This window comes from Caldinitratiruptor microaerophilus (assembly GCF_025999835.1).
GTDB classification, from domain to species: domain Bacteria; phylum Bacillota; class Sulfobacillia; order Symbiobacteriales; family ZC4RG38; genus Caldinitratiruptor; species Caldinitratiruptor microaerophilus.
Genome location: NZ_AP025628.1, coordinates 648,564 through 663,709, shown reverse-complemented (window position 1 = coordinate 663,709; position 15,146 = coordinate 648,564). Strand labels below are relative to the sequence as shown.

10 protein-coding genes are annotated in these 15,146 nt (G+C 70.9%); 4 read left to right on the top strand and 6 right to left on the bottom strand.

Annotated features, from left to right (window positions below; translation table 11 throughout):
• Window positions 1-24 precede the first annotated feature (24 nt).
• The 4 genes from caldi_RS03085 to caldi_RS03070 are packed head-to-tail and all read left to right on the top strand — an operon-like array spanning window position 25 to window position 4,642.
• A complete protein-coding gene (locus caldi_RS03085; protein WP_264843650.1) occupies window positions 25-1,647 on the top strand; it encodes an ABC transporter substrate-binding protein in 1,623 nt (540 codons plus the stop codon).
• A 23-nt stretch (window positions 1,648-1,670) separates the two neighbouring features.
• Entirely contained in the window at window positions 1,671-2,615 is a 945-nt protein-coding gene (locus tag caldi_RS03080; protein ID WP_264843649.1) for an ABC transporter permease, read from the top strand.
• A 17-nt stretch (window positions 2,616-2,632) separates the two neighbouring features.
• Entirely contained in the window at window positions 2,633-3,481 is an 849-nt protein-coding gene (locus caldi_RS03075) for an ABC transporter permease (RefSeq protein WP_264843648.1), read from the top strand.
• Between the two features lie 3 nt (window positions 3,482-3,484).
• Window positions 3,485-4,642: a M20 family metallopeptidase gene (locus tag caldi_RS03070; RefSeq protein WP_264843647.1), complete on the top strand. Its 1,158-nt coding sequence runs from the start codon at window positions 3,485-3,487 to the stop codon at window positions 4,640-4,642.
• Window positions 4,643-4,768: 126 nt separating this feature from the next.
• On the opposite strand, the gene caldi_RS03065 is transcribed toward caldi_RS03070, so the two are convergent.
• From caldi_RS03065 to caldi_RS03040, 6 genes are all read right to left on the bottom strand, one after another.
• A complete protein-coding gene (locus caldi_RS03065; RefSeq protein WP_264843646.1) occupies window positions 4,769-8,479 on the bottom strand; it encodes a multicopper oxidase domain-containing protein in 3,711 nt (1,236 codons plus the stop codon).
• A gap of 8 nt (window positions 8,480-8,487) precedes the next feature.
• A complete protein-coding gene (locus caldi_RS03060) occupies window positions 8,488-9,078 on the bottom strand; it encodes a hypothetical protein (RefSeq protein ID WP_264843645.1) in 591 nt (196 codons plus the stop codon).
• A gap of 204 nt (window positions 9,079-9,282) precedes the next feature.
• Entirely contained in the window at window positions 9,283-10,362 is a 1,080-nt protein-coding gene (locus caldi_RS03055) for a TAXI family TRAP transporter solute-binding subunit (RefSeq protein WP_264843644.1), read from the bottom strand.
• Window positions 10,363-10,433: 71 nt separating this feature from the next.
• Window positions 10,434-12,386, bottom strand: coding sequence for a TRAP transporter permease (locus caldi_RS03050; RefSeq protein ID WP_264843643.1), 1,953 nt, complete (start codon window positions 12,384-12,386; stop codon window positions 10,434-10,436).
• Between the two features lie 32 nt (window positions 12,387-12,418).
• The gene (locus caldi_RS03045; protein ID WP_264843642.1) at window positions 12,419-13,576 is read right to left on the bottom strand and encodes an NAD(P)/FAD-dependent oxidoreductase; all 1,158 of its coding nucleotides are present in this window, start codon (window positions 13,574-13,576) and stop codon (window positions 12,419-12,421) included.
• A gap of 61 nt (window positions 13,577-13,637) precedes the next feature.
• Window positions 13,638-14,390, bottom strand: coding sequence for an aspartate/glutamate racemase family protein (locus caldi_RS03040; RefSeq protein WP_264843641.1), 753 nt, complete (start codon window positions 14,388-14,390; stop codon window positions 13,638-13,640).
• Window positions 14,391-15,146: the final 756 nt, after the last annotated feature.

Here is a 15,146-nt window from a genome sequence, read left to right as displayed (position 1 = left end):
ACACGCGATCGGGAGGTCAGCACCATGAAGCGCACGCGCGCGGCCATCGCCGCCATCCTGCTGATCGGCACGCTCGGTCTTGCCGCCTGCGCACGCCAGGGTTCCGGGACCGCGGGGAAACCGGGCGCCGCCGGGACAGGCACGGCCGCCCAGGGATCCGCTCCGGCCGGGGAACCCCGCACCGGGGGCGTGCTCAGGGTGGCGCTGAACTCGGAACCGCCCACCTTGGACTACCAGTACACCACGGCCGGACTGACCAAGAAGGTGGCCTGGCACATCTACGAAACACTGTTCACTCTCGGCAAGAACTACGAGGTCGTCTCCATGCTGGCGGAAAAGGCGGACGTCAGCAGCGACGGCAAGACCTACACCATCACCCTCCGCCGCGACGTCCCGTTCCACAACGGCAAGATCATGACCGCCGAAGACGTGGTGGCCTCGCTCGAGCGCTGGGCGCAACTGGCACCGAGCGGCCGGGCCCTTTTCGCCAACGTGGAGTCGCTCACCGCCCCCGACCCGCACACCGTGGTGTTCCGGCTGAAGGAGCCCTACAGCTCCCTCCTGCCCGCCCTGGCCTCGACGGATCAGGCGCCTGCCATCATGCCCAGGGAGATCGCCGAGGCCGCCGGCAAGGACCCCGTCAAGGAGATCGTCGGCACGGGTCCCTATCGGCTCGCGGAGTGGAAGAAGGACCAGTACATCCGGCTCGTCCGCTTCGACCGGTACGCCGCCCGCCCCGAACCCGCCGAGGGCCTCGGGGGTAAGAAGGTCGCCTACCTGGACGAAATCCGCTTCCTCCCGGTCAAGGATCCCACCGTCCGCGCCGACGGGGTGCAGACCGGCGAGTACGACGTGGCCGACATCATCCCGGCGGACCAGTACGAACGGCTCAAGGACAACCCTGAGCTGCAGGTCGTCATCGAGAAGCCCTTCCGATGGGTCGTCGGCGTATTCAACACGGTGAAGCCGCCCTTCAACGACGTCCGCGTCCGGCAGGCCGCCCTGGCCGCCGTCAACCCGGCCGAGGTGATGGCGGCGGCGATCGGCCCACAGGAGTTCTGGCGGCTCGACCCGGGCTTGCAGTTCCAGGAGCAGGTCTACCATTCTACCGCCGGGGCGGAGTATTACAACCAGAACAGCCCCGAGAAGGCGCGCCGCCTCCTGCAGGAGGCCGGGTACGCGGGGCAGCCGGTCATCCTCCTGACGACCAAGGACTACGACTACATGTACAAGGCCGCCCTGGTGACCAAGTCGCACCTCGAGGCCGCAGGCTTTAAGGTGGACCTGCAGGTGTACGACTGGCCGTCGCTGGTCGAGCGGCGCGCGCGGAAGGACGCCTGGGACATGTTCTTCACCGGCATCCTCTTTTCCGCGGACCCGAGCCAGATCCCGTTCATCGGCGCGCGAGGCGCCTGGCCGGGGTGGTGGACAAGCGAGCGGGTCCAGCACCTCATGAAGGAGTTCAACGCCGCCACCGACACCGCCCAGCGCAAGGCCGTGTTCGACCGGATCCAGCAGGCCTTCTACGAGGAAGCGCCCATGATCAAGTACGGCGACGCCTTCGAGCAGGTCGTACTGTCCCGGAAGGTGCAGGGCTACGTGAACCGGTTCGACATCGCTTTCTGGAACGTCTGGAAGACGGAGTAGCGCACTCCGGAGGGAGTGGGCTCGTGACCGCCTACGTCGTCAAGCGGCTCTTGTCGCTCATCCCGGTGCTCCTGGTGGTGGGCGTGGTGGCGTTCGGGCTGGTACACCTCACCCCGGGCGACCCCGCGGCGTACATGCTCGGCCCGGACGCCACCCCGGAGGACCTCGCCCGGGTCCGCCACCAGCTGGGCCTCGACCGCCCCCTGCACGTGCAGTTCCTTCAATTCGTGGTGCGGGGGCTCCAGGGAGACCTGGGCCGGTCGATCTTCCTGGACAAGCCCGTCACCACGGCCCTCGCCGAGCGCGCCGAGCCCACCCTTATGCTGGCGCTCCTCTCGGAGGCCGTGGCGCTGGCAATCGCCGTCCCCGCCGGGGTGCTGGCGGCCTGGCGCCGGAACACCTGGGTCGACCGCCTCGTCATGGCCCTGGCGCTCGCCGGCATCTCGATCCCCAGCTTCTGGCTGGGCCTGAACCTGATCCTGTGGCTGGCCGTGAAGTGGCGCCTCTTCCCGGTAGCGGGGTACGTGTCGCCGGCCCGGGACCTCCTCCGCTCCCTCCAGTACCTGGCGCTTCCCGCCGTCACGCTGGGGAGCGTCCACGCCGGGCTCATCGCCCGCATGACGCGCACCGCCATGATCGACGTCATCCGCGAGGACCACGTCCGCACCGCCAGGGCCAAGGGCCTGTCGGAAGCCCGGGTGCTCATCCGGCACGTGCTGCGCAACGCCCTGGTCCCCGTCCTGACCGTCGTGGGTATCAGCCTGAGCCTCCTGATCGGGGGCGCCGTCGTCGTGGAGACGGTGTTCAACATCCCGGGAATGGGCTCGCTGGTGGTCGCCTCGGTCCAGCGCCGGGACTACCCTGTGATCCAGGGCGCGGTCCTGGCCACCGCCACGGTGTACGTGCTGGTGAACCTCCTCGTCGACATCGCGTATGCGGCGCTGGACCCGCGGATCCGGTATGACTAGGCTTGGGGGGGTGGCAGGTGGTGATCTCGCGCCGGTTGTGGCGTGCTCTCCGGCGTTACCCGACCGTTTGGCTGGGGCTGGCCATCGTGGCCGTAGTCTGCCTGGGGGCCGCGCTGGCCCCGTGGGTGAGCCCGTACGACCCGACGGCACTCGACGTGCCCAACCGCCTGTCCGCCCCCTCCCCCCTCCACCGGCTCGGAACCGATGACTTCGGCCGGGACGTGTGGAGCCGCATCCTCTACGGGGCCCGGGTGTCGGTGCTGGTCGGCGGCGCCGTGACGCTGGTCACCTCCGTGGCTGGGGTCGTGCTGGGGCTCCTCGCCGGCTACTACCCCCGGGCCGACCATCTGATTATGCGGCTCATGGACGGCCTCATGGCATTCCCGGCCATTCTTCTGGCCATCGCCATCATGGCAGCGCTGGGCCCCCACGTCATCAACGTCATCGCGGCCCTTTCCGCCGTCTACACACCACGCACCGTGCGGGTGGTGCGGGCCGGCGCACTCTCCCTCCGGAACGCCGACTACGTCCAGGCCGCCCGGGCCTTGGGCTGCAGCGACGCCCGGATCCTTTTCCGGCACATCCTGCCCGGGGTCCTGTCGCCCCTGGTCGTCCAGGCGACGTTCACGTTCGCCAACGCCGTCCTGGCCGAGGCGTCCCTATCGTTCCTCGGGGCGGGGGTGCCCCCGGAGCAGCCCTCGTGGGGCGGCATGCTGGCCGAGGGGCGCTCTTACATCCGCCAGGCACCGTGGATGACGGTCTACCCGGGGCTGGCGATCGCCCTCACGGTGCTGGGCCTCAACATGCTCGGCGATGGCGTCCGGGACTTCCTGGACCCCCGGGCCCGGAAGGAACAGGTGATCTGACCGATGGACCCCGTACGGCTCCTGCGGCATCTGGAACAGCGCACCGAGGCCATGCTGGCCGACCTCCGCGTCCTGGTCGAGCACGAGTCACCCACCGGGGACGAAGGCGCCCTCACGGCGCTGGCCGGCATCCTCGCCGCCCGGTGGAGCGCCCTCGGGGCCGGGGTGCGCCGCCATCCCGTGCCCGGGGTGGGGCCTCATCTCGAGATCCGCTGGCCGGGCGCCCCGCCCGCCGGCCCCGGGGACACACCGCCCCGCCCCGCTCTCCTCCTCTGCCACATGGACACCGTCCACCCCGTGGGCACGCTCGCACGGAACCCGTTCCGGGTCGAGCAGGGGCGGGCCTACGGGCCCGGGTCGTACGACATGAAGGCGGGGATCGTCATGGCGCTCCACGCCGCCCGCTCGCTTCAAGAGCTGGGGCTCGCGCCGGCCCGGCCCGTCGTCCTCCTCGTCACGACCGACGAAGAGGTCGGCAGCCTGACCTCCCGCGCCCTGATCGAGGCCCGGGCACGAGAGGCCGCGTACGCGCTCGTGCTCGAACCGGCCGCGCCGGGAGGCGCCGTCAAGACGGCGCGCAAGGGGGTCGCCCGCTACGACCTCACCGTGCAGGGGAAGGCCGCCCACGCCGGCAACGACTTCGAGCGCGGGGTCAGCGCCAACGTCGAGCTGGCCCGGCTCATCCTCGCCCTCCACGCCCTGTCGGACCTGGAGCGCGGCACCACCGTGAACATCGGCGTGGTGCAGGGAGGGACCCGGGCGAACGTCGTCCCGGAGTTCGCCCGGGCAGAGGTCGACGTCCGCTTCTTCCACCTCGACGAGGCCACCCGGGTGGACCGGGCCGTCCGCAGCCTGACCACGGGCCCGGGGGCGTCGCTCCGGGTGGAGGGCGGCATCAACCGGCCCCCGCTCGAGCGGACGGCAGCGGTCGCGGAAATGTACGAGCATGCCCGCGCCCTGGCCGCACAGATGGACTATCCACTCCCGGAAGCAGCCGTGGGCGGGGCCAGCGACGGAAACTTCACGGCCGGAACGGGACTGCCGACCCTGGACGGCCTCGGCGCCGCCGGCGACGGCGCCCATACGACGTGGGAGTACGTGGAGGTCTCCAGCCTCGCACCTCGCACCGCGCTCCTCGCCGCCCTCCTGGCGACGCTCTGAGAACCCGCCCGCGCCGCCCGCCATGCCGGCGGCCCCACCGAAGCGAACGGCCGCGCCCCTCTCGGTCGCCCACGTGCGACCGGAGGGGCGCGGCCTGTTGAACAGGCCCTTCCCAGGTGCCACACCTCAGCGTCCGCGACCCGGGCGGCGCGGACCGAGGGGTTCCCGCACCGCCTTGGCCGGCTCCCGAGCCCGCGGCGGAACCGGCGCCACCCCGGCACCGGCCCACCCGATCCGCGGGTCTCGGTGACCCCATCGGGCCGGGTACACGCGCAGGAGACCCCACAAACCCATCTCCAGGTGCCAGCGCAGGACCCCAGAGCGGTACGCGTAGTCACCCCTGCGCCTGAGCCAGCCGCCCGCCCCCCCTTCCAGCCAGAGGCTCATCCCGTCGCCCACGCTGATCACACCGATGGTCGCCCCGCCGGTGGCAGCGCCCCACGCGAGCCAGCGGTGGCCGTGGACGAGGAAACTGTGGGTGCGGGGCTTGTCGGCCGCATGAAGCAGGTGAATGACGACGGGATCGCCCGCCCGCACCTTGGGCAGTGGCGTCGCCGGATCCCCGTGGACCTGCGAACGGAAGACGTGACGCACCCGGGGAACGCGCCGCAGCCGGCGCCACAACGGCTCGTTGCGGTAGTTGAATCCCCGCTGCCCGCGGTCTTCTTCGTCGACCGTCGAGCCCCCGAGGGGCGGTCCCCCGGTGGGGTTGCCACCGGGGTCCGGTACCGGGTTGCCACGCGCGTCCAGCAGGTATGCCCCATCGTGGAGCAACAGGGTCAGGGAGCGCGACGACGGGAGCAACGGGTGGTGGAGCACTACCCGCTCGCCGAAGGCCACACGGCGACCCGTGCGCGGGTCGACCGGTACCGTTCCCGGCGGGGTGACCACCACCGCCCCGAAGAGGCCATGGTGGCGGTGCGTACGGGGATCCGCCCCCGCAAAGAGCAGTCCGGCCCCCACCCCGGTTTCCGCCCGCCAGCGGTACACGATTTCCCCGCCGCGACCCGCAGTGGCGTCCGCGTTGAATCCCACGGCACCACCACTAGCGGTGAAGGGGTCGAAGGCCAGGTACTGGGGAAACACGCCCACCCGTTCGGACGGTGTCCAGGGTGCGTCCACGGGTACTGCGGGACGGACGGGAGGAGTGAGCGGCGGCACCTCGTTGCGCACGCGCACCTCCAGCCACTCGCCTTCGCTGGCGTACAGCACCAGCGGACGGGGTGCGCGCCGTCCCGCGCGCACGGCCGGGAGTTCCTCTTCGGGGATCAGCACCAGCCCCTCGGGATCGTGGTCGCCGAACCGGTTGTATTTCAGCCGCTGCCGGACAGCCACCAGTCGGATCTGGCGCACCGGGCCGCCGGGCTCCGGCGGCGCGGCCGGGGCCGGTGGGTGTCCCGTCGGAGCCGGCAGCGGACGGGTGCGGGGGCTGGGCGGAGGTCGATCGGGCAGTGCGGCAAGGTGCGGCACCGCCTGGCCGAAGACGCGCACCAGGCCCCAGCAACCCAGCCACAGGTCATCGATGGCGCCAAAGTACCACAGCACGTCGAAATCCCGGTCTCCGTGGCCTGCCAGGTTGAAGTCCAGTGTGAACGCCTCGGACACCCCGAACGCCTGCTGCTGCCGCCTGCGTGAGTCCGGGTTCCGCGGCTCCTCCAGCCAGCGATAGCGCTGGAGGTTGAAGGAGTGGATCTCCTCGTGAGCGCCGGAGAACAGCCGGAGGCGAACCGGGTCGCCGGCATAGCCTTCCAAGCGTGGGGTCACGGGATCGCCGTGGACCCAGGAACTGAACGCATAGGCGTTGTCACCCCGGTCCCGGCGCTCCCGGAGGGGCTCGCTGCGGTAGTTGACCGCCATGACGCCGTTGTCGTCCAAGAGCCCCGGGACCGGCGGCGGGTCAAGCGGGTTGCCGTCGCGGTCGAAGAGGGGTGCGAAGTCCTGCACCGCCAGGACCAGTTCACGGTAGTCTGGTTCGAGGGGATGCAGGATGGCGGCCCGGGTTCCGCTGTCCGCCGGAGCGAGGTCCGCGGGCCGGTGAAACGTGGAACCGGCAGGCTCGACGACCGCCGCACCGAACAGACCGTTCCGCTGGTGCGTCGTGGCAAACAGGTGATCGTGAAAGTAGACGACCCGTAATTCGGAGTCGGCATACCACACGTACCGGATGGTCTCTCCGGTGCCCGCGCTGCTGTCGTAGTTCCAGCCGACGTTGGATCCGTCCGCGACCAGCGGATCGAACTTGACCAGGTGCACATGCAGCCCACAGTCGGTGGTCTCGACCTCGGGTATGAACGCCGTGCCACCGAAGGTCGCCGGTAGCTTGTTCGTCAGTTCGATCTCCAGCACCTCACCCGCGTTGGCGCGGATCACCAGGGGCTCGGGCTCGAGTTCTCCGCGCCGCACGGCCTCCTCGTCCTCGGCGAGCACGAACAGTCGCCCCTGCGGATCGTGCCACCCGGCGCGGTTGTACACAATGGGTCGCTGGATGGCCACCAGGCGATAGCGGCGCACGGGAGCGCCGGCCGGCGCGGGATTGGCGAACACGGCCCCCGGCGTCGCCCGCGCGTCCATGTGGGCCGCCTCCAGCGGGGTGGGTGCCCGGCCGCCGGCGATGGCCAGGGGCGGCTTGGGCGCCTTTTGCCCGAACCTCCCCGGGATGAAGTGGGGAAACCCCGGTCGCGAAGGCGTCGGCCGGGGGGGCGCCGGGCGGTCGGCCAGCGGCAGCAGTGCCGGGATGGGAGACCCGTCCGGATAGCGGCGCGTCCCGTCCTCCTGCACGTCCAGAGTGCGCAGGATCCCCCACATCCCGTGGTGGAAGTGTGGGTAGAAGTGGCAGTGGAAGATGCTGTCACCGATGGCGCGCTGGAAGCTGCCCGCTCCGTAAAGCAGATCGATGCGGACGACCTGCTGGGGCGTGGCGGCGATCGAGTCGATCACGTTGGAGTCGGGTTCGTCCGGATCGCGGAGCCACTGGTGGACGTGCAGATGGAAGACGTGGCTCTCCTTGATCGCGGCCATCACCAGATGCAGCGTAACGGGGTCTCCGCGGTATGCCCGGAACACGATCGGAGGATCCCCGAAAGGCCACGAGTCGTGCGCCACGTCCTCACCCACGCAACCCGCGCACCGTCCCTGCATGATTGCCCGCATCCGGTTCCGCATCGGTTCCGCGCGATAGTTGATGGCATGCGTGGCGTCCGGCTGACCGGTCAGCGGATCGACCGGTGTGTTTCCGTCCCGGTCCACCACGGGGGCCTCGTCGTGGAAGCAGGCGACGAATTCGCGCCGGTCGGGGAGCAGGGGATGCTCGACGACCGCCTCCGTCCCCGCGGCGAGCGGGCGATGGGTTTCGGGGTCCAACCAGCGGGAGCCCGGGGGCTCAACGAGGACGACGCCCCACAGGCCGTGGACCTGGCTGCCGGCGTCGCCCGCGCGCGGATCGGCCAGGTCGTGGAACAGATAGGCTCCCAGACGGTCGGCATGCCACTCGTAGACCATGACCCCGCCCGGGACCACGGTGGTGTCCGGGTTGGCACCCACGCTCGCCCCGTCCGACGCGTACACGTCATATGTCAAGCCGTTCACGTGCAGGGAGGCAGGCTGGTCGAGGCGGTTCTCGAAGGCGACGCGTACCCGATCGCCGAGGCAGGCCCGCAGCACCAGCGGCTGCGCCAGGGGGACGGGCTCGGCGGGGCGCTCTGCTACCTGGCGGCGCAGTTCGTCCAGGTGCTCCGCCAGCACCAGCATCTTTCCGTTGGGGTCGTGATCACCATGGCGGTTGTAGGTGATGGGCACGGACACGGCCACCACGTGGTACCGGCGCAGCATTCGGCTCATCACACCCCTCACACCAGTGGAAACTGCACGTCCCTGGACAGCGGCGCGAAGGAGCCGATCTGGCCCAGAGGCACGGCCAGCGGGAGCGGAAAGACGAAGTCAGGTGCGCTGGGCAGGCGCAGGTTCGGCGCGTCGAGCCAGACGAGACCGGGCTGCACGGCACCGACGCGACCGACGAGGAGGGGACGGAAGACGGATCCCAGGAGGTGGAGTCGGTCGGGCCTCAGCACCAGGAGCACGTCTCGCCCGAGCAGGCCGTGAAGAGCCACCGCGACCGACCCCCGCGGCCCGCGCAAGAGCTCCCCGGCGTCCGCCGACGGGATGTCGCCGAGCGCCACGTAGCGTTTGCGGTGCGTGCTGCCGTCCAGGCGTGGAATCTCGCCGGGGGCACGCTCGACGTAGAATGCCGCGATGACGTCGGTCACCACGTGAAAGGGCCGCCCTCGCAGTTCCGAGGGCACGGCATCCTCTGCCCGCACGACGGTCAGGCCCGGCGCCACCCCTTCGACGGTCCCGATGAGGAGAAAGGGGAAACCCGTGAGCAGGAGAAGCGCCCGCTTGCCCTGTCCCGCCGCGAAGGCCTGCTCGACAGCAGACATGGCGTCCACCTCGGTTCGGCCGGTGATCCCTGGGTGACATAATGTACGCCGGTCCGCTCCGGATGGTGAACGCGGTGAAAGCCGGCGAGTGCCTCCGCGGGCGTCCGTGCACCCACTGCACACTCGCCGGCTTGTCGCTAGCCGGCCATGGGCGACCGTCGACCCCCAGCCGAGATGCACCCGCCGGGCCGGTGACGCGCCCTGTTACTTCAACAGCCCCTTCTCCTTGTACCACCTCTCCGCGCCGGGGTGGAGCGGCGCGCCGGTCCCCTTGGGTCCGACGGAGGGGTCGTAGGAGGCGAACTGGGGCTGAACGGCCTTCGCCTCTTTCAGGCCGTCCTCGTTGAGCGCCTTCGTGATGGCGTAGACCACGTCATCCGGCACGTTGGCGTTCACCAGGATCACGTTCCCCATGGCCACGACGGGGACGTCCTCCGTGTTCTCCACGTTCTTGTACGTCCCGGCCGGGATCTTCTGGGACAGCAGGGCCATCCCCTGGAGGTGCTGGACCAGTTCCGGCGGGAAAGGGATGAGCCGTCCCTTGCGGCCCTGCGTGCCCTCCTGCACGGCCGCGGCCGGCAGGGCGAGCTGGGTGAACCAGACGTCGGCGTTGCGGTCCCGGTAGGCGTTCGACTGCTCCTGGTAGGAGACGTTGAAGAACTTGTACCCCTTCTTCTGGAGATCCTCGTAGCTCGTGTTGTAGAACGCCATGATCCGCCGGAACACCCACTCGTCCGACGAGCCCACGGTCGGAAGGGCGATCTTGAGCGGCTTCTTGCCGCCGAAGATGTCCTCGAAGCTGCGGATGTCCGTATCCGCCCCGGCGATCATGTGGAAGTGGTTGATGCCCATGCCGGCGAGGATCGCCCGCACGTTCTTCACCGGGGCCTTGTAGGGGTCCTGGCCCTTCATCGCGGCGTCGACCAGGGGCGGCAGGCCCCAGGCGAGCTCCGCCTCCTGACCGGCGTCGACGGCCAGGACGTTCTGCACGCCGCCGCCCGGCACGACCTTGATGTTGATCCAGGGCACCTTCTGGTGGATGACGTCGGCAAGGCCACCCGCCTGCGTGTACCAGCCGCCGCCGACCGACCCGGCCGCCCACGTCAGCGTCACCGGCTGGCGTTGCGCGCCCCCGCCGGAGGACTGCGCCGCCGGCTGCTGCTGCGCCGGAGGGGCGCTGCCCTGGCCCTGGCCGCCGCCCTGCGGTTGCCCCGCACAGCCGGCCAGAAGCGCACCGACCAATACGGTGAAAAGTGCGACCCTCCACCCACTGCGCCTCTGCATCGCCTTGTCCCTCCCGTGCAAGTTCCGAGCCCTGCGTCGCTACGGCGTCCCGCACTCGTTCCGAAGACCCCTCACTCCACCTCCCGTGCGGACTCCAGAGCCGCGGCCTCCGTGCGACCGGCGTCGATGGCGGCCCCCACCGGGTGGCGGGGATCGACCCAGGCGCCGTCCCCCCGGACGAGCCACGTCCGCAGCCCGATCAGCGCGCCGAGCCCCAGCATCCCGATCAGGGAGGGGACGAACCGCGGGCTGATGGCCACCACGGCCACGAGGGCGAACAGGACCCGCCAGGGCAGGCTCAGCCGGCCGCGGAGGTGACCGACGACGGCGAGCGCCAGCCCGACGATACCCGCCACGGCGCTGGCCGTGACCCACAGGGTCGCCGGCCACGGTCCCTGCAGGATGAGCGCCGGCTCGAGCGCGAAGACGAAGGGCACGAGGAATCCGGCCGCGGCGATGACGGGCGCCGTGAGGCCGGTCCGGATGGGGTCGGCACCGGCGATCTGGGCCGCCGCGAAGGCGGTCACGGCGTCGGGCGGGGTGACGTCGGCCAGGACCGCGTAGTAGAACACGAAGAGGTGCGCTGCCAGGAGCGGCACGCCGAGATTCGTCAGCGTCCCGGCCGCGACCGTCACGGCGATCACGTAGGCCGCCGTCGTCGGGATCCCCGTGCCCAGGACCGAGACGAGCAGGAAGACCATGAGGAGCGCCAGCACCACGTTCCCGCGGGAGACCCCCATGATGAGGCTCGAGAAGGCGAGAGCCAGCCCGGTCTGGGTCAGGGCAGCGACGATCATCCCCGAGCACGCCAGCGCCGTGGCGATGCCGGCCATCGAGACGGCACCCCGGAACAGGGTGCCGGCCAGGCGGCGGGGGCCCAGGCGGGTCGTCGGGTCCGGCAGGCTGACCAGGACGCTCAGGAGGAGCCCGTAGAGCGCCGCCTTGGCCGGGGAGTAGCCCGCGAGCAGGAAGTAGAGCACGGCGGCGAAGGGCAGCAGCCGGTACGACCGGCGCAGGAGGCCGGCGGCACTCGGGAGCTCGTCCGCCGGCACCGGCTGCAGGCCCAGGCGCACCGCCTCCAGGTGGACCACCGCCATGACCCCGACGTAGTACAGGAGGGCCGGCAGGAGCGCCGCCACGACGATCTTCGAGTAGGGGATGCCGGTCATCTCGGCCATGATGAAGGCGCCGGCGCCCATCACGGGCGGCATGAGCGGCCCGCCGGCCGACGCCACCGCCTCGATCGCCGCCGCCATCCGGGCCGAGTACCCGGTGCGCTTCATGAGCGGGATCGTGAACGAGCCGGTGGCGTAGACGTCGGCGGAGCTCGACCCGCTCACCATGCCGTAGAGCGCCGACGACAGCACGGCCACCTTCGCCGGCCCGCCCCGGAACCGGCCGGCCAGGCTGGTGGCGAGCTCCATGAGGTACTGGCCGACGCCGGACTCGAGCAGGAAGACGGCGAACAGGATGAAGATCGCCAGGATCGTGGCGCTGATGCCCATCAGGAAGCCGAAGATCCCCTCGCTCCCGCGCAGGAACATCATCTCGACCACGCGGGCGTACGGGATCGGCTTGTAGTGCAGCACCCCCGGCAGGTACGGGGCCACGAAGAGGTAGGCGATGGCCACGAGCGTCGTCACCGGCAGCCACGGCGACACCGCCCGCCGGGCGGCCTCCAGCGCGGCCCCGATCATGACCGTGCCCAGGACGATCTCCGCCGGGGTGACCGGGCTCACCCCGTCGTAGCGCAGGTTCAGCTCCCGGTGGTTCAGCACGAGGTAGCCCGCCGCGGCCAGCACGGCCGCCACCCAGGCCCAGTCGGCCCACGTGGGCCGGTCCCGGGGCGACCGGCGGGTCGCCGGATAGAGGAAGAAGACGAGCGGGAGCAGGAGCAGCACGTGCAGCGGCCGGAGCAGCCGGGGCTCCAGGGCGCCGAACCACGTGGTGTAGATCGCCAGGAGCGATGCCAGCATGCCGTAGGCCTTCACCAGCTGTCCGAGCCATCCGCCGAGCTCCCGCACCGCCTCTCCCTCCCTTCCCGCTGCCGCCGGTGCTAGAACGTGGCCGCCTCGGCGTGGACCTCGCCCCCGTGGAACCGCTCCAGGCCGAGCGGGGTGACGTCGAGCGAGCGCGCCGCCCCGTCCAGGATGAGCTCGGCCGTGAGCCGGCCCGCCGCGGGCGCGTGCATGAAGCCGTGCCCGCTGAACCCGCACGCCAGGTAGAAGTTCGGCACCTCCGGCGCCGGCCCCAGGATGCAGTGGAAGTCGGGGGTGATCTCGCGCAGCCCGGCGTAGGCCCGCTGGATCTCGGCCTCCGCCAGCACCGGGAAGCGCCGCAAGCCGGCCTCCAGGACACGCTGGAGGTCGGCCCAGTCCACCTCGGTGGAGAAGCCGGGGTGCGTCACCTTGTCGGTGCCGCCCAGGAGGAGGTGGCCGGAGCCGTGCTGGCGGTGGATGTACCAGCCGGTGTCCATGTCGACCACCAGCGGCATGGTCCGGTCCAGCGCCGGCAGCGGCCGGGCGACGAAGACGGAGCGCCGGTACGGCTCCACGGGCACCTCCACCCCCGCCATCCGGCCGACCACCCCGGCATAGGGCCCCGCCGCGTTCACGACCACGCCGGCGGCGACGGGCCCGGCCGTGGTCTCGACGGTCGTGATCGCCGCCCCCTCCCGGCGGAAGCCGGTCACCTCCCACCCCGTCCGGACCTCGCCGCCCAGGTCCCGCACCCGCCGCCAGTAACCCTGCAGGGCGCTGTGCGGGTCGGCCGTCCCGTCCTGCCAGCAGACCGTCCCGCCGACGAGGTCGTCGTGCCGCATGGCGGGGAGGAGCCGGGCCAGGTCGGCCGGGGCGAGCACCTCCGCCGGCACCCCGAGGCTCCGCTGGAGCGCCGCCGCCTCCTTCAGGCCGCCGAGCACCGACTCCTGCGCCGTCACGAAGAGATAACCGTTCTTCACCAGTCCGATGTCGACGCCGAACTCCTGCTCGAAGTTCTCGTACTCCGGCAGCGACAAGAGCGTCAACTTCACGTTGACGGCCGTCGAGAACTGGTGCCGGATCCCGCCGGTCGCCTTGCTCGTCGCCCCGAGCCCGGGCGATTCCTCCTTTTCCAGCACCACGACCCGGGTCCGGGGCGCCCGCTTCAGCAGGTGGTAGGCGATGCTCATGCCGATGATGCCGCCGCCCACGATGACCACGTCTGCCCGGTCCACTCGCTCCACCTGCCTGTACACTCTGCACCCCGGAAGGCCCGCCGCCCGGCCTGCCCCGCCCCTACGCCTCCGGCATCCGCATCCCGGCCGGTGGCGGAGGGTACCCCGCCTGCGCCACCGCCGCGTGGACGAAGCGGATCAGCGTCTGGATGTCGAACACCGGCAGCCCCGTCGCCGCCTGGATGTCGCGGGCGTACGGCGGCATGTTCGTGCACTCCAGCACGATGGCGCCGATCGCCGGCTCCTCCTCCACCATCCGCCGGGCCACCCGGACGTGCTCCGCCCGGGCCTTCTCCACGTCCAGGACGGGCTCGTCCCCCAGGATCACCCGGGAGAACTCCTCTTCCGTCTCCAGGCCCCGGATCACCAGGGGGATCGCCGGCGACACCCCGGCTCCCTCGAGGTGCTCCCGGGTCAGGGACCGAGCGTCGATCGTCAGCACGCCGATCTTCCGGTCGGGGGGCAGCATGGCTGCCACCAGCGGGATCTGCATGAGGCTGGAGGAGAAGAAGGGCACGCGGAGGGCCGCCGCGATCTGCCGCTGGAACTTCGCCAGGAAGCCGCAGCCCGTGGTGATCGCCGCCACCCCGTCCCGCTCGAGCTCCCGGGCGGCCTCGATGAAGGGCTGCAGAAGCGCCGGGTCCCCCTCCTGCACGACCCGGGGGACCCACGCGCCCGGCACACGCCGGTAGAGGACGGGGAAGGGGAACGTCTCCGCGTTCCCGATGTCGCCGGGGACGCGGGGGAACCGGGTGTCGAGCATGAGGATGCCGATCGGGACCCCGTACACGTTCCGACCGCCCCGCACCCGCACCGCCGGGTCTCCCCCCTGCGCCGCCGAGCCGCGGCCGTCCGAATTGTCCTGTTATGTTCGCCCCGGCCCGCCAGCGTTCCTGCCGGGGGCGCCTGGCAGATCTCCTGGCGCCTGCTACGGCTCGGGCGGCGAGAGACCGAGGCGGTCGCGCGCTCGTGCCCGGGTCTTCTCAGCAGTCGCGCTCGGGGAAGAACGGCCAACCCGGAGTCGCCCCGAACCCGAGCAAACTTCGGGGGGCTGGCTGGCAGATCACGAAGACGGGCAGTCCGCGCCGGCATGTTGCCTCACCCCGGAGACTGGCGACTGGCGGGTCTGCGGCGCATACGGCTCCGAGCCTGCGTCGAAGCGCCCCCCGTCTGGCTCAGTCGTGTGGAACCGCGGGGGTCAGCTGATCAGGCCCTGTGGGTGCTCAGCCCGGAAGAGTGCCGCCAGATCGCCCAGCGGGCCGCCGGTCCGGAGCCGGCCCTGTCGCCCGGCGACCCTCAGGCCACCGGCACACAAATCGACCGATGTACCTCCCCGGGTACATAGGTCAAGCTTTGTCCCTGTTCGCCCTTCGCCCGCCTCTGACTTTACGGAATGACGATGTTATGTCACATACAACCCGTTATTCTGTCTACTTGGCCGGCATCCGACGGAGGCTGCCAACGGTCAAAAGCGCCCTGGTGGCCTCGCTGGCACAATTCTTGTGCCACATGCCCCCGCGCCGATCGGCACAGAAGTTGTGCAGGTACCCGCTGACCGGGCACTGCCGAA

What these genes read in the sequence shown, in the direction of transcription:
- caldi_RS03060 (WP_264843645.1), bottom strand. Translation starts at nt 9,078, where the DNA reads ATGTCTGCTGTCGAGCAGGCCTTCGCGGCGGGACAGGGCAAGCGGGCG.
- caldi_RS03065 (WP_264843646.1), bottom strand. Translation starts at nt 8,479, where the DNA reads ATGAGCCGAATGCTGCGCCGGTACCACGTGGTGGCCGTGTCCGTGCCC.
- caldi_RS03055 (WP_264843644.1), bottom strand. Translation starts at nt 10,362, where the DNA reads ATGCAGAGGCGCAGTGGGTGGAGGGTCGCACTTTTCACCGTATTGGTC.
- caldi_RS03070 (WP_264843647.1), top strand. Translation starts at nt 3,485, where the DNA reads ATGGACCCCGTACGGCTCCTGCGGCATCTGGAACAGCGCACCGAGGCC.
- caldi_RS03085 (WP_264843650.1), top strand. Translation starts at nt 25, where the DNA reads ATGAAGCGCACGCGCGCGGCCATCGCCGCCATCCTGCTGATCGGCACG.